The 16,442-nt window shown below is 55.6% G+C and carries 10 protein-coding genes; all 10 read right to left on the bottom strand.

All coding sequences use genetic code 11. From position 1 onward, the window contains the following. Positions 1 to 2,526 (bottom strand): DUF6543 domain-containing protein (locus tag M0974_RS24955; protein WP_297843329.1); only part of this gene is annotated, 2,526 nt, incomplete at its 3' end. Positions 2,527 to 2,794: 268 nt separating this feature from the next. Next, the gene (locus M0974_RS24960; RefSeq protein WP_297843336.1) at positions 2,795 to 4,213 is read right to left on the bottom strand and encodes an FAD-dependent oxidoreductase; all 1,419 of its coding nucleotides are present in this window, start codon (positions 4,211 to 4,213) and stop codon (positions 2,795 to 2,797) included. Positions 4,214 to 4,325: 112 nt separating this feature from the next. Next, entirely contained in the window at positions 4,326 to 8,774 is a 4,449-nt protein-coding gene (gene gltB, locus M0974_RS24965) for a glutamate synthase large subunit (RefSeq protein WP_297843337.1), read from the bottom strand. A gap of 370 nt (positions 8,775 to 9,144) precedes the next feature. After that, positions 9,145 to 10,743 carry an AAA family ATPase gene (locus tag M0974_RS24970; protein ID WP_297843338.1) on the bottom strand — a complete coding sequence of 533 codons (1,599 nt, stop codon included), beginning with the start codon at positions 10,741 to 10,743 and terminating at the stop codon, positions 9,145 to 9,147. Positions 10,744 to 10,753: 10 nt separating this feature from the next. Beyond that, positions 10,754 to 11,860, bottom strand: a complete 1,107-nt coding sequence (gene aroB / locus M0974_RS24975; RefSeq protein WP_297843340.1) for a 3-dehydroquinate synthase — start codon at positions 11,858 to 11,860, stop codon at positions 10,754 to 10,756. 157 nt (positions 11,861 to 12,017) lie between these two features. Further along, a complete protein-coding gene (aroK, locus tag M0974_RS24980) occupies positions 12,018 to 12,536 on the bottom strand; it encodes a shikimate kinase AroK (protein WP_297843342.1) in 519 nt (172 codons plus the stop codon). Between the two features lie 4 nt (positions 12,537 to 12,540). Continuing rightward, complete coding sequence (gene pilQ / locus M0974_RS24985; protein ID WP_297843345.1) at positions 12,541 to 14,649, bottom strand: type IV pilus secretin PilQ family protein; 2,109 nt, start codon at positions 14,647 to 14,649, stop codon at positions 12,541 to 12,543. A gap of 55 nt (positions 14,650 to 14,704) precedes the next feature. Next, positions 14,705 to 15,232, bottom strand: a complete 528-nt coding sequence (gene pilP, locus M0974_RS24990; protein ID WP_297843348.1) for a type 4a pilus biogenesis lipoprotein PilP — start codon at positions 15,230 to 15,232, stop codon at positions 14,705 to 14,707. After that, positions 15,229 to 15,852 (bottom strand): type 4a pilus biogenesis protein PilO, encoded by a 624-nt coding sequence (gene pilO / locus M0974_RS24995; RefSeq protein ID WP_297843351.1) that lies wholly within the window; start codon positions 15,850 to 15,852, stop codon positions 15,229 to 15,231. Before pilO ends, pilP begins: the two co-directional genes overlap by 4 nt. Beyond that, entirely contained in the window at positions 15,849 to 16,415 is a 567-nt protein-coding gene (locus tag M0974_RS25000) for a PilN domain-containing protein (protein WP_297843354.1), read from the bottom strand. The genes pilO and M0974_RS25000 overlap by 4 nt, the downstream gene beginning before the upstream one ends. Between the last annotated feature and the right edge of the window lie 27 nt (positions 16,416 to 16,442).

A 16,442-nucleotide genomic window follows, 5' to 3' on the forward strand; every position in this document is an offset into this window, starting at 1 on the left:
AATGGCATGTATGCTGCGGGCTGCTGCCAACGGCATCCGTACCTTGAGTGGAGTGAACTCAAGCAACAAACTAACCAGTTTACCTGCAGTTTTCCAAGCGCTCTGCCAGTTGGCTTCGCCAGTGCTGGTGGTCTGGGTGTCGACCCGCTCAATAACCCGCTGCACTTCAGCGTGGTAGCTGGCGATGAAGATGTTTGTAGTATTTAGCGGTGAGGCGCGGACTTTCAGATTTTTCTGCTTTTTGACGGTTCCTAAAATGTCGGCCAACAACTGCTGCTGCTCAGGGGGTACAAGGCCGCTCAGATAATCATGTAACTTTGGATTATTAAACAGCTGGTCCTGCATTTCCTTCTCGCTGGCATATTCACGAAAGCTCACATTATCTGGAGCCATCGGGGTATACAAAACTACGCTAGGAACACTCAGGTTGGATTCAGGAGCAATCAGCAGCAGCCCCTGCAACGTCAGACCGTCGAGTTGGCGCAACAGGTCAGTAGTGCCAGGAATGAAATCCAGAGGATCGTGGGAAGACGAGTCTTTGAGCACAAGCGTCTGTGCCCGAATACGATGACCTTCAACCGCTGTACTGGCATCGCTATTGGTCGCATGATCAAGTACTGCCATCACCCATTTATAACGTCGGTTTTGGAGCTCCGACGGCAAGCTGCTGTCGTCGGCAAAGTCCTTGGCCATTTTGGCTTCGATTGCATCCAGACTCATTTGAGCGTACATCAGCTGCGCGTATTGATCGCGATGCCACTGGCCAAGGGATGAGTCCAGTAAACGCTGCTTGAGAAATGCGGCATAGCTATTGCCTACATTCAGCTTGCGCACAAGCTGATGTATGTAGTGCGGGCTTACGTCCCTGATCCGGCGCTGGTGCTTATCCCAAAAAGTCGCCGTCATCCTGAAGTTCAGTTCAAAGACGCCGAGATTCTCCAGGCAGAGGTCGGTGAGGCTGCGGAACGTTGCCTCGCCGTCAAAACCAGATTCGCCATCATTCAATGGCCTGACAAACGGAATGTCGCCGGGTGAACCTTCTTGATTACCGGTCCACGAGAGTTCATAGGTCGCGACCATTATTTCATCAGGGTCAAGACGTAAACCAAGATCGTAATCAAGCTTGTGCCTCAGCTGAGTCCTGGCATAGGCACGCAGTTGCGTTTTGTCGCCGTACTCACTGAGGCTTAGGAGAGGGGATCCCTGCGAGGCCCTCAAAGCCTGAAGATAAAAGTCCACTGCCGCGTTCCAGACGATTTTGTCGCCGACCGAAGCGTTGATCATCCAGTCAGGTAACAATTCCTTTTTCACCTCAAGCAAATGCTCAGGGTTATACCAGCCTCCGTTGGACGCAGCGGCAGCATTACCCAACAACCTGCGAAGTCCTGCGATATCGGTTTCGGACTCCATCCCCAGCGTTAGACGTTGATCAGGTTGCAGCACGGAAGAAATCGCCCGATAGAAGCTGTCAGTGCCAACATTGAAACTGGAGATTTCATCATTGTGATAGTTTTTAACGGCGTAGTTACCGTCGCCGCGATGCAAAAGGAGAATTGAGGTCGTCGAATACGCCGGGACATCGTCAAGATAACTTCCGTCAGCGTCCACCTCGACGATCCATAAGTCGTAATCCAAAAGGCGTTTCAACTCATCCTTGGCAGCGGTTCTGGCGAGTGTATCGGTGTCTTCGTTATAGGTTCGCGTGCGGAAAATGCCATCGAGCCCTCGGTCTTTATGCCATTCTGCTAAAGACTTATCCAAGGCCTCACTAAAGGGAACCGGCAATACGTATTCATCCAGAAACGCTTGCTCTTGCTCTTCCGATAGAGGGTGTTGCTCTAATATCGCATTGAGGCGCTCCGCGGGCACCTCAGGATTAAATGTCAACAACTGAGTAAATAGAGGCGTGTCCTCGCTAACGTGCTGTTTCCAAAGCGGCAGAAACGGGTTGTGAACGCTAAAGTTTGTATTGCATTTCATTCTAGGAGCTTCAGCGAACAAAACTTCGAATACATCTGCTCGCTTGGCCTTGAGTAAGGCCACCAATTGCCCGCGTAGCGTAACGATCCGCCCAGCAGTGCTTGAACTACCTTGAAAATTGCCACCAACACCTAACCTAGAACTTACAGGAAGCTGGTCGAAAATGCTCTGGAACAGCGCTTCGTCATCCGCAACCGTCGATGTGACATATTCACCGTAGCGGTCTTGCTCCACTGAAACACTATTTTTGATAACGCTGGGGTCAGTGCCTTTGAGGTAAGTCGCGAGGGTGTTGCCGCGTTCGCTATCTACTTTGAGCTGCAAATCCAATGGCCATTCAGTCAACTGAGGCAGCAGAGAGAAAATAATCTCTTCGAAACCGAGCGGATAAAAACCCTTCTCGCTGAATTTCTCGATGAAACCATCAATGGTCCCATCAAGCTGTTCGCGGGCTCGTTGCTCACGTGCAGAAACTGAACTGGGTATGAAGCTGACAGGTGCAGGAGTCGTTTCGGGAAGTACGGGTAAAGCCGTTGAATCGGTCATATTTGCATCCTTGCAAATGATGTTTATAACGGGAGGACGCTCGTTGTGATACACCTCCCTGTGGTTAATGAAGTGCACACTATCACTGAATTTAGTTCGGAATAACGCTCGGAAATATCAGGAAAAAACATTACCTGTAGGAACTGCCGAGACTCTGTAGGACCGAATTTATTCGGGAAGCGGTCAGCATGGTTTGCCTGAAAGACCGCGTTGTTGCCTTCCCGAATGAATTCGGCCCTACAGGGGAACGGGGATTGCCCCCGTCCGTTTACACGCCCAAATAATCCAGAATCCCTTCAGCCGCATTACGGCCTTCGAAGATTGCTGTCACTACCAGGTCAGAACCGCGAACCATATCGCCGCCGGCGAAGATTTTCGGGTGGCTGGTCTGGTGCTTGTACTGGGCCTGTTCCGGGGCGATGACGCGGCCCTGGCTGTCGGTTTGGATGCTGAACTCTTCAAACCACTGCGCCGGGCTTGGACGGAAACCGAAGGCGATAACCACGGCATCAGCCGGAATAATCTCTTCGGAACCCGGAATCGGCTCAGGGCTGCGTCGGCCACGGGCGTCGGGCTCACCAAGACGAGTCTCGACTACTTTCACGCCTTCAACTTTGTCTTCGCCAACGATAGCGATTGGCTGACGGTTGTAGAGGAAACGAACCCCTTCTTCCTTGGCGTTCTTCACTTCTTTGCGCGAGCCGGGCATGTTGGCTTCGTCACGGCGATACGCACAGGTCACCGATTTGGCGCCTTGGCGAATCGCAGTACGGTTGCAGTCCATCGCGGTGTCGCCACCGCCCAGCACCACAATCTTCTTGCCCTTCATGTCGACGAAATCTTCAGGCGACTTTTCGAAGCCCAGATTGCGGTTGACGTTGGCGATGAGGTAGTCGAGCGCATCGTGCACGCCCGGCAGGTCTTCGCCAGCAAAACCGCCCTTCATGTAGGTGTAAGTGCCCATGCCCATGAACACGGCATCGTATTCTTCAAGCAGTTGATCAATGGTGATGTCTTTACCAATTTCGGTATTGAGACGGAACTCGATACCCATGCCGGTGAAGACTTCGCGGCGATTGCTCAGCACGCTTTTTTCCAGCTTGAACTCCGGAATACCGAAGGTCAGCAGGCCACCAATTTCAGGGTTCTTGTCGAACACCACGGGGGCCACGCCGCCGCGTACAAGCACGTCAGCACAACCGAGGCCCGCAGGCCCTGCACCGATTATCGCGACACGCTTGCCGGTCGGTTTGACCTTGGACATGTCCGGGCGCCAGCCCATGGCGAACGCGGTGTCAGTGATGTATTTCTCTACCGAACCGATGGTGACTGCGCCAAAACCGTCATTGAGGGTGCAAGCGCCCTCGCACAGGCGGTCCTGAGGACACACACGGCCGCAGACTTCCGGCAACGTGTTGGTCTGGTGCGACAGCTCAGCGGCAGCCAAAATGTTGCCTTCCGCAACCAGCTTGAGCCAGTTGGGAATAAAGTTGTGCACCGGGCACTTCCATTCGCAGTACGGGTTACCGCAGCCCAAACAGCGGTGAGCCTGATCGGCCGACTGCTGGGGCTTGAACGGTTCATAAATCTCGACGAACTCTTTCTTGCGCTGACGCAAGAGCTTCTTCTTCGGATCTTTGCGCCCAACCTCGATGAACTGGAAGTCATTACTTAGACGTTCAGCCATTCTTGAAAACTCCAAATTGCAGCTTCAAGCCTCAAGCTTAAAGCTGCAAGAAAATCGTTATGCCAACACCGCGCGCAGCCTCTAGCTTGCCGCTTGAAGCTTGTGGCTGCTCTTATTGCGGATTTGCACGAGTACTCGAGAGCAATGACTTCAGGCTCGCGGCTTTTGGTTTGACCAACCAGAACCGACGCAAATAGTCATCGAGGTTTTCCGAGAGGTTACGGCCCCACTCGCTGTTGGTTTCCTCGACGTATTCGGCCAATACGCGTTGCAAATGGCTGCGATTAGCTTCCATCGATTCACCGCTGATTCGCTGAATTTCCACCAACTCGTGGTTAACCTTGTCAACGAAGGTGTTGTCTTGGTCCAGCACGTAGGCGAAACCACCGGTCATGCCGGAACCGAAGTTATTACCGGTTTTGCCCAGCACACAGATGAAACCACCCGTCATGTATTCGCAGCAGTGATCACCGGTGCCTTCCACAATTGCGTGGGCGCCAGAGTTACGTACGCCGAAGCGCTCGCCTGCAGTTCCTGCAGCAAATAGCTTGCCACCGGTTGCGCCGTACAGACAGGTGTTGCCGATGATGGCGCTGTCCTGAGTCTTGAATACGCTGCCAACAGGCGGAACGATGACCAGCTTGCCGCCAGCCATGCCTTTGCCCACGTAGTCGTTGGCGTCGCCTTCAAGGTACATGTTCAAACCGCCAACGTTCCACACACCAAAGCTCTGCCCAGCAGTGCCTTTGAAGCGGAACGTGATAGGCGCTTTGGTCATGCCGTGGTTGCCGTGCAGCTTGGCCACTTCACCGGAAATCCGCGCGCCGATGGAGCGGTCGCAGTTGCAGATATCCATGGCAAATTCAGCGCCGCTGAGTTCGACAATGGCTGGTTTTGCCAGCTCGACCATTTTCTCCGCGAGCAAACCTTTGTCGAACGGCGGGTTGCGATCCACTGTACAAAATTGTGGTTTGTCGGCAGGAATGTGATCGCTGCCCAACAGTGGGCTCAGGTCCAACTGCTGCTGCTTGGCGGTTTCACCCGGCAGAATTTCCAGCAGATCAGTACGCCCGATCAGCTCTTCGAGGCTACGCACGCCCAACTTGGCCAGCCACTCACGGGTTTCTTCGGCGACGAAGGTGAAGAAGTTAATCACCATGTCGACGGTGCCGATGTAGTGGTCCTTACGTAGCTTCTCGTTCTGAGTCGCTACGCCGGTGGCGCAGTTGTTCAGGTGGCAGATGCGCAGGTACTTGCAGCCCAGCGCGATCATTGGCGCGGTACCGAAGCCAAAGCTCTCGGCGCCGAGAATCGCGGCTTTGATCACGTCCAGACCGGTTTTCAGACCACCATCGGTCTGCACCCGAACCTTGCTGCGCAAGTCGTTGCCGCGCAGGGTCTGGTGGGTTTCGGCCAAGCCGAGTTCCCACGGAGCGCCCGCGTATTTGATCGAGGTCAGCGGCGAAGCACCGGTCCCGCCGTCGTAGCCGGAAATAGTGATCAGGTCAGCATAAGCCTTGGCCACACCGGCAGCGATCGTACCTACGCCAGCTTCTGCCACCAACTTGACCGACACCAGTGCCGCTGGGTTGACCTGTTTCAGGTCAAAAATCAGCTGCGACAAATCTTCGATGGAATAGATGTCGTGGTGCGGCGGAGGCGAAATCAGGGTCACGCCAGGTACTGCATAACGCAGTTTGGCGATCAAACCGTTGACCTTACCGCCAGGCAACTGACCACCTTCACCGGGCTTGGCGCCCTGGGCGACTTTGATCTGCATCACTTCAGCATTGACCAAGTACTCAGCGGTCACGCCGAAACGGCCTGTCGCAACTTGCTTGATCTTCGAGCTTTTAATCGTGCCGTAGCGCGCCGGGTCTTCACCGCCTTCGCCGGAGTTCGAACGCGCGCCAAGGCGGTTCATGGCTTCGGCCAGGGCTTCGTGAGCCTCAGGCGACAGTGCACCGAGGGAAATACCTGCCGAGTCAAACCGCTTGAGAATTTTCTCCAGCGGTTCGATTTCCTCAATCGCCAATGGCTGGTCAAGGGTCTTGAGTTTAAACATGTCACGAATCATCGACACCGGACGGGTGTCGACCAAGGTGGTGTATTCCTTGAACTTGCTGTAGTCGCCTTGTTGCACAGCGGCTTGCAAGGTCGTGACCACTTCAGGGTTGTAAGCATGGTATTCACCGCCATGCACAAACTTGAGCAAACCGCCCTGCTGAATAGACTTGCGCGGGCTCCAGGCTTCGACAGCCAGGAGCTTCTGCTCGGCTTCGAGGTCGATGAAGCGCGCGCCTTTGATCCGGCTCGGCACGCCGCGGAAGCTGCGGTTGACGATTTCGTCAGCCAGGCCGATGGCTTCGAACAATTGCGCGCCACGGTAGGACGCCACGGTGGAGATGCCCATCTTCGACAGGATCTTCAACAGGCCTTTGGAGATGCCTTTACGGTAGTACTTGAACGCTTCTTCGAGGTCCGCCAGCACTTCGCCGGTACGGATCAAGTCCGCCAGCACTTCATAAGCAAGGAACGGATAAATCGCCGACGCGCCGAAGCCGATCAACACCGCAAAGTGGTGCGGGTCGCGAGCAGTGGCGGTTTCGACCAAAATGTTACTGTCGCAACGCAGGCCTTTTTCAGTCAGACGGTGGTGAACCGCGCCGACTGCCAACGAGGCGTGCGCTGGCAATTTACCCGGCGCGATATGACGATCACTCAGCACCAGCTGGGTTTTGCCAGAACGTACCGCTTCTTCGGCTTGATCAGCGATGTTCAGAACAGCCGCTTCCAGCCCGATGCTTTCGTTGTAGTTGAGGTCGATGAAATGACGCTCGAAACCCGGACGCTCAAGCGACATCAACGCGCGCCATTTCGCCGGGGAGATAACCGGCGAACTGAGGATCACGCGTGACGCATGCTCAGGCGATTCCTGGAAGATGTTGCGCTCGGCACCGAGGCAGATCTCCAGCGACATGACGATAGCTTCACGCAGCGGATCGATGGGCGGGTTGGTGACCTGCGCAAATTGCTGACGGAAGTAGTCGTAAGGTGAACGCACACGCTGGGACAGCACGGCCATTGGCGTGTCGTCGCCCATGGAGCCGACGGCTTCCTGGCCTTGTTCAGCCAGTGGACGCAGCACTTGGTCACGCTCTTCGAACGTCACCTGGAACATCTTCATGTATTGCTTGAGCTGTTCAGTGTCGTAGCTGGATTCACCTTGATCATCATCGACCAGGTTTGCCTGAATACGCAGAGCATTCTTGCGCAGCCATTGCTTGTACGGATGACGCGACTTCAAGCGGTTGTCGATGGAGTCGGTATCCAGGATCTGACCGGTCTCGGTGTCCACCGCAAAAATCTGCCCTGGACCGACACGGCCCTTGGCAATCACATCTTCAGGCTTGTAATTCCAGACGCCGATTTCCGACGCCAAGGTGATGTAGCCGTTGGTGGTGGTCACCCAACGCGCCGGACGCAGACCGTTACGGTCGAGCAGGCACACCGCGTGACGACCATCGGTCATGACCACGCCCGCTGGGCCGTCCCACGGTTCCATGTGCATGGAGTTGTATTCGTAGAACGCACGCAATTCGGCGTCCATGGTGTCCGCATTCTGCCACGCAGGCGGAATCAGCATGCGCACACCACGGAACAGGTCGATACCGCCAGTGACCATCAGTTCAAGCATGTTGTCCATGCTCGATGAGTCGGAACCTACGCTGTTGACCAGCGGCCCGAGCTCTTCCAGATCAGGGATCAGTTCGTTGGCGAACTTGGTACGACGCGCCTGCGCCCAGTTACGGTTGCCGGTGATGGTGTTGATCTCGCCGTTATGGGCAAGAAAACGGAAAGGCTGCGCCAACGGCCATTTCGGCAGGGTGTTGGTCGAAAAACGCTGGTGAAACACGCAGATCGCGGTTTGCAGGCGTTCGTCGCGGAGGTCCGGGAAGAAGGCCGTCAAATCGGCCGGCATCATCAGGCCTTTATAAATGATGGTCTTGTGCGAAAAGCTGCACACGTAGTGCTCGGCGTCTGCGGCGTTGGCCACGGAGGAGCGACGACGTGAACTGAACAACTTGATCGCAAAGGCTTGATCGCTCAGGCCTTCACCACCGATATACACCTGCTCGATTTGCGGCAGACGTTCCAAGGCCAGACGGCCGAGCACGCTGGTATCGATCGGCACTTTGCGCCAGCCGACCAATTGAAGACCTGCGGCCAGAATCTCGCGGTTCATGTTTTCGCGCGCAGCGTCTGCTTTGGCATTGTCCTGATTGAGGAACACCATGCCAACTGCGTATTGCTTAGGCAAATCGACGCCGAAGTGCTGCTGGGCCATGGCGCGCAGGAACACATCGGGTTTTTGAATCAGCAGACCACAGCCGTCGCCGGTCTTACCGTCAGCGTTGATCCCACCGCGGTGGGTCATGCAGGTCAGGGCTTCGATAGCCGTCTGCAACAGGTTATGGCTTGCCTCGCCCTGCATATGGGCAATCAGGCCAAAACCACAGTTATCCTTGAACTCATCTGGATGGTACAGACCTGCTTTCATAGACACTTTCTCACCAGGCTGCCTCTTTTCGAGGCAAATTTCTTTTCAATTCAACCACTTACCAACCGCGCCAGACGTTCGCCAGCTTTGCGGGGGCAAAAGGGAGGTCATTGTACACACCGACACAAAAGCTCACAAACTTGGCGACGAACAGTCGCAAATCTATGTCGCATTAATGAAAGGTTTAAAGCCAGATGTTGTGCTAGTCAAAGTCTTTTTTTAGAGATTGACTGAATCGCCCTAAAACACCGCTTACGTCTGTAACACAGACACTACAAGGCGCGCTGCCTTAAAGCAGCACGCACATGCGATATTTCAGGAGTGCTGTACGGCGGCCTACGCTTTTGTATAAGCGCAGGCCACCCGATTATCAGCGACTTGCGGCCAGTTCCTGTTGGATGCTGGCGACAGTACGAGGCCAAGGTTTACCAGCCTGGACCTTGGCTGGCAATACCTTGATTGCTGCGGTAGCAGCGGCGTGATTGGAAAAACTGCCGTAGGTCACGACATACAAGGGTTTGCCTTGTAGAGTTTTCTTGAAGTAGCGGTACTCGCTGCCTTGTTCGCGAACGAAGGTCTGGGCAGTGGTTTCGGAACTGGTGCCGAGAATTTGCACGACATAGTTACCTGGAGCCTGAGCCGAGTACCAGCTACCGCCGGCGGCAGGTTTGGCCGCCGCGGCCACTGGCTTCTCTGCGACTTTGGGCGCTGGCTTGGCGGTGGCTACCTGAACTGGAGCTGGCTTGGCGGCTGGCGTAGGCTTGGCAGCAACGACTGGTGCAGCGCGCGTAGGTGCAGGCGCTACTGTCGGTGTAGGGCCAGCAGGAACGCCAACCGGTGGTGCCGTAGTGGTTACGGTAGGCGGCTGAAGATTGCCCGCTGGGCTACCTTCGTCACTATCGCCGCCGCCTGCTGCCTCTGCCAACGGACCGCGCATGACAGGCTGAGACTTGCCCACCAGCGGCAACGGCATCGGCTGCGAGTTACCCGCGAATTCAATCGCCGGACCGGCTCCGTTATTCGATTGCTGAGCGGCAGGCTGTCCCTGTCCCAACGGCAATTGCGCTTGCGCATTGGCAGGCGGTGTGGCCGGCGCGGTGGCGGTGTTGTTAGCGTTACGGCCCGGCATCAGCCATGCGGCCAATATTCCGACTACGACGACTGCACCTAAAGCCAGTACATGTTTCTTTGGCATTTTGAACCCCATACTTGGACGCTTGACCGCCGTTCGACTGGCGATCATGGCTTCGATCATTGCATCGCGGGCGACCTGATTGATCGCGCCCGGCCAACCACTGGAATGTTCGTGAATATCGGAAATCTGATCCGCCGTGAACAATTCGATGCCTTGACCGGCACCGTCCAGACGCTGAGCCAGATATTCGCGCGTTTCTTCTTCGGTGTATGGCTGCAGCTCAATGACGTGGAAACGCTCTTCCTCGGCGCTGAGCTGATCCAGTCGGTCGATCAATGAAGACTCGCCAAACAGGAAGACATGCGGACGACCTTCCGGCGTACCCGCTGCCAAACCAAGCAAGGCTTCGAGTGCAGATTCGCCAAGTTGTTCGGCATCATCGACCAATAAATAGACTTCTTGCCCGGTCAAAGCCAGTTGCACGACCTGCGAGAGGATCGCACGCATCTCTGGCTGCACCACATTGAGCGCCTGAGCTACTTGACGCAAAACACCAGCAGCGTCCGTGGCGCCGCGCGCCGAGACCACGACACTTTGCACGGATTGCTTGTTGGTACTGGCGACGAGGGCTTGGCGCAGCAAGGTCTTGCCGCTGCCTTGCGGGCCAGTAACAACTAACAGCAATTCACTGTAGCGTGCCAAATGGTGGAGCTGCCCAAGCACTGGTTTACGCTGAGCCGGGAAAAACTTGAAGCCAGGTACCCGCGTCGCAAAGGGATCATGACTCAACTGGTAATGGCCGAGAAAGGCCTCGTCGGCATGCAAACTAGTCATGGATTTCTCATTAACCTCTAAGCTGATCCACGAGAGCGCGGTAATCCGCCCTCAGCGTGGCCTGTAATACTTCTTTTGGATAATCGGCAGTCACGACGGCTTCGCCGATACGCCGCAGCAGGACCAGACGCAAATGCCCATCGATCACTTTTTTGTCGATTGCCATGTGTTCGAGGAAGTCATCTTCGGTCATGTTTTCGGGTGGCACGACCGGTAATCCGGCGCGCTGGAACAGGCGAATCCCACGGTCACGTTCTTGCTGGGTAATCCAACCCAGGCGCGATGACATTTCCAGTGCCATCACGGTGCCAGCAGCAACCGCTTCGCCATGCAACCACACGCCGTACCCCATATGGGTTTCGATCGCGTGGCCAAAGGTGTGCCCCAGATTGAGCGTCGCGCGAACGCCGCCTGTCTCGCGCTCATCAGCCCCCACCACTGCGGCTTTCGCAGAGCAAGAGCGTTCGATGGCAACCGTCAGTGCCGCTTGATCAAGCGCGCGCAACTGGTCGACGTTTTCTTCGATCCAGGTGAGAAACGGTTCGTCGCAGATAAGCCCGTATTTGATGACTTCTGCCAAGCCCGCCGATAACTCACGCGCTGGCAAGGTGTTGAGCGTCGTGGTGTCGATCAACACGACATTGGGCTGATAGAACGCCCCCACCATGTTCTTGCCCAAGGGATGGTTGATGCCGGTTTTACCACCCACCGACGAATCAACCTGGGACAACAAGGTGGTCGGAATCTGAATGAAGTCCACGCCACGCTGATAGCAGGCCGCAGAAAAACCTGCCATGTCGCCGATCACGCCGCCGCCCAAGGCAATAACCGTGGTGCGGCGATCATGCCGAGCAGTCAGCAAGGCATCGAAAATAGTTTGCAGGGTTTCCCAGTTCTTGAACGCTTCGCCATCAGGAAGCACAACGGGCAACACGTTGTAGTTGCTCAGCGTGCGGGTCAGTCGCTCAAGGTAGAGGGGGGCAACGGTCGCATTGGAGACAATCGCCACCTGCCGTCCGGCAATGTGTGGCGCCAGCAACTCAGGCCGATCCAGCAAGCCTTCGCCAATGTGAATCGGATAGCTTCGTTCGCCCAGCTCGACCGTAAGTGTCTGCATGTGTCCCCACGCTGATAAGAGTGCGCCTGCAGCGCTCTCTTTGAATCTGGTTATAAAATCTTGGCTGCTATAGAAGTCATGGCTTTACGCCACATCGCAACGCTGTTTATGAGTGCAAAAAATGAGTGACGAAGGATAGCGCATTTCGCTCCGCGCTTTAACGGGGAGCGAGCTCGGCCAGTCGCGCCAGAATATGCAACACCACTAATCTAGGCGGTCGTTCATCGGTTTCCACCACCAGATCGGCGATTTCTCGATAAAACGGATCACGGATTTCCAGCAGTTCGCGTAACACGCGGGCCGGATCGGCGGTTCGCAACAAGGGGCGGTTACGGTCACGGGCCGTACGACCGACCTGCTGCTCGACCGAGGCATGCAAATACACCACGCGCCCGCCAGCATGCAGCGCCTGGCGGTTTTCGCTGCGCATGACCGCTCCGCCACCGGTTGCCAAGACGATGCCGTCAGCGGCGCACAGCTCAGCAATCATCTGCTGCTCGCGGTCGCGGAAGCCGGGCTCGCCTTCTTTATCAAAAATCCACGGGATATTAGCGCCGGAGCGCAATTCAATCTCCTTGTCGGAATCCTTGAACGGCAAACGCAACTCTTTGGCCAGCAAACGACCGATGGTGCTTTTGCCAGCCCCCATCGGTCCTACAAGTATTAAATTTCGCACAGAATCAACGACTCACAGCAATCGCCTGGTTGTTCATGATACGCGGGGTAAGAAACACCAATAATTCGGATTTTGCCTCCGAAACCACGTCGCGCCGGAAAAGTCGGCCAACATACGGCACATCACCCAAAAATGGCACCTTTTCAACGGTTTTACTTTGCGTATTGGAGAATACGCCACCGATGACGATGGTTTCACCGTCCGCGACCAACACCTTGGCATTCACTTCGTTTTTCTTGATAGGCGGTACGCCGAGAACGGTATTGACGTAGTCCGGCTCATCCTTGGTCACCTTGACCTCCATGATGATCCGGTTATCTGGCGTGATCTGCGGCGTGACCTCAAGGGACAATGCTGCCTCTTTAAAGGACACCGAGGTCGCACCGCTGGAGCTGGCCTCCTGATACGGGACTTCAGTGCCTTTGAGGATTTTTGCCGTTTCCTTGTCGGAAGTAACAACCTTCGGTTGAGAAACTACTTCGCCGTTACCGGTTTTTTCCATGGCGCTTAATTGAAGGTCCAGCATCGTGTTATTCGTCAGGAATGAAATACCGATGCCTGAGGTTGCATTCGCGGCGCCCAAGTCAACGTAAGGGGAATTGAGGTTCGCCGCAGTACCCGTCGCAGTGGTCACCAAACCGCTGCCGCCCACGGTCAACTTACCGCTACCGCTCGCATTGGTCGAACCGCCCCACTGCACGCCGAGTGCCTTGTCGTAACCGACGTTGGCTTCAACGATGCGTGCTTCGATCATCACCTGACGTACCGGAATGTCCAGTTGCGAAACGATACGGCGCAACTCATCGAGTCGGTCCTGAGTCTGGTAGGCAATGATGTTGTTGGTCCGCTCATCCACGGTGATCGAACCGCGCTCTTCGGTTTTAGCCTCTGCACTGGTGACCGACTGGAACAGCTTGGCGATATCGGCAGCCTTGGCGTAATTCACTTGCAGCAACTCGCGACGCAGCGGGGCCAGTTCGGCGATCTGCTTCATCGACTCCAATTCCTGGCGCTCACGGGCGGCAATTTCGTCTGCCGGTGCGACCAGCAATACGTTGCCAATCTTGCGCTTATCCAGGCCTTTGGTTTTCAGCACCAAGTCCAGCGCCTGATCCCACGGCACGTTCTGCAGACGCAGGGTAATGCCACCCTGCACAGTGTCGCTGGCCACCAGATTGAGGTTGGTAAAGTCGGCAATCAATTGCAGGACCGAGCGCACGTCGATGTCCTGGAAATTCAGCGAGAGTTTTTCACCGGTGTAGACCAGCTTGTCGAGGTTGCGGCGGTCCACATCATCGTTGGTCAACGGACGCACGCTGATGGTCAGTTTGTTATCGGTCTGGTACGCCGAATAATCGAACGCACCGGTCGGCTCGATGTTAATTGAGGCCTTGTCACCCGACGCACTGGCCGTGACGAATTGCACCGGTGTTGCGAAATCCTTCACGTCCAACCGAACACGCAAAGGATCCGGCAACTGGGTCTTGGCGAAATCAACACGGATTTTACCGCCCTGCTCTTGAATGTCCGGCGCAATGCCCGGATCGGTCAGTTCAATGACGACATTGCCTTCGCCCAGCTCACCGCGCTGGAAGTCGATATTTTTGATCGATTTGCCGACTGCCGCATAGGGCTTTGCAGGGGCTGAATACGATTTCGCCGGAGCGGTGATTGGCACAGAAACTTGCGCAGCCCCCTTGGCAGTAGTTGGTTGGGCGCGCTGAGCCGTCGCAGCTCCCTGACCAACAACCACGAACAGGTTGTTGCCATCGACCCGCGAGCTGTAAGGCGCAAGCGTGGTCATGTTAATGATTACCCGCGTACGGTCCTTAGCCTCGACCACCACCACGCTGCGGGCATTGCCCACACCTAGCGCGCGCGTCTTGGTCGCCAATTGGCTGGTCACGCCCGGCAGATCCAGAGCAATCCGCGCTGGCTGCTCGGTGGTATAACCGTGCGGCACAGGGATCGGCCCGTCAAAGGTCAGCTTCAATTCGACACGGTCTCCCGGCAACGCCGCGACATCCAGCGTTTTCAGGCTGGCGGCTTCGAGCATCGGGGACATCATCGCCATGCAAAGCGAAACGCCGATAACCGAGAAAATCCTGTTCATGATCAATTTCCGTTGTGCTGACCCGAGGGTGTTGTACATGCTTGGCTCCACCCTTTTATGATTTCTCTTTGAGGGAAATAATGCGTGGCCGCTCTAGCCATGCACCCTCTCCATCAGGAACTATTTCAACGACATCGACCTGCGAATCACTGATTGCAACGATGCGCCCGTTATTGCGGCCCAAGTAATCGCCCACTTTCATGCGATACACACCACCCGCGCCGTGCATCAGGGCAAATGTTCCCGAGGTGTTGGCCATCGTTCCAACCATATCGAACTGCTCGATGTTGAAGCCTTCAAGGAACTGCTTGACCCGGGTCTCGTCCGGCTTAACCTGCTTGGAGCCCTTCTGGCGTTTGGTCAGGTCAATCTTGATCGGCGGCTGAAATGGGCTACGCAACGACGCCGCACTGTACGCGAACGCCTCGTAAGGTCGGAATTTCGGTAGCGCTTCAATGACGCCAGCAGGACGCGCGCGCACCTCATCCATATACGTTTGCAGATCACTGAACTGATTGTCGTTATCGCAACCGGCCAGGCTGATCAAGGCCACACTGATGCACAGCAGTCTGGCGGCCCTCATTTCTGCAGCCCTTTATCGTTGTAGCGGTAGGTCTTGGCCAAAATGCTCATACGCAGTTTTTGCGTATTGCCGGGCTCAACCGGTTTGATCTGGAAGTCATGCAACGTGACGATGCGCGGCAGGCTGGCGACACCGCTGGCGAACGTCGCGAGGTCGTGGTACGCACCCACTACGGTGATCTGAATCGGTAGCTCGATGTAAAACTGTTGTGTCACCTCAGGCAGCAGCTTGATCTCTTCAAACTCCAGACCGCTCCCCAAACCCGTGCGCGTGATGTCTTCAAGCAGACCGGGCACTTCGGTGTCGCTCGGCAATTGGCGCAACAGTGCGCCGAAAGAATTTTCCATCTCCTTCATTTGCATTTTGTAAGCATTAAGGTTCGTCGCTAGATAAGCCTTGTTCGCAAATTGCTCTTTTAGCGTGACTTCGTTCGCCCGCGACAAATCCAGTTGGTCTTGCAGGTCTTTCAGGTAGAAGTTGTAACCAAGGGCCAGAACAATAATCAGAACCAGCGCTCCGGCAATGGTTTTGACTGCTGCGGGCCACGAACCGAGGTTGTTTACATCAAGATCGCTGATGTCGATCTTGCGCAAGCCGTCCAGCCATTCTCTAGGATTCATGGCTTGGTCACCTCAACCTGTGGCTGAGTCTGGCGTACCGTCAGCTGGAAAACGTTCGCCTGATCCAGGCCGCCTGCAGTGGTCGCCTTGACCTCGGTCAAGCTAGGCCCTTCCAGCCAGTCAGAGGCTTCGAGGTTGCGCATCAAGTCCGAAACGCGGTTGTTTGACTCCGCAGCGCCGGTAATACCAATGAGCTTGTCGGTCATTTTTACTTCAGTGAAATAAACACCGTCGGGCAGGGTTCGCGCCAACTGATCGAAGATCCGGCCAATGATCGGACGGTTGCCTTGCAAATCCTGGATGATTTTCATCCGCTCCAGCAGTTGCTTGCGTCGCGCTTTCAACTCGACGATTTCTTTGATCCGCTCGTCAAGCTGCACAATCTCTTTCTGCACAAAGGCGTTACGTGCAGCCTGATGTTCGATGGAGCGGCTGATGTATTGATCACCCAGAAACACCACGCCGACAGCAATCACCAACACGCCGACAAGGGCTGTCAGGAACTGCTTCTTTCGCTCTTCACGTAGCTGCTCGCGCCACGGCAGTAAGTTAATCCGCGCCAGTAGTCGAAACTCCTCAGCGCAAGACCG

Source organism: Pseudomonas sp. (assembly GCF_026224925.1).
Lineage (GTDB): Bacteria > Pseudomonadota > Gammaproteobacteria > Pseudomonadales > Pseudomonadaceae > Aquipseudomonas.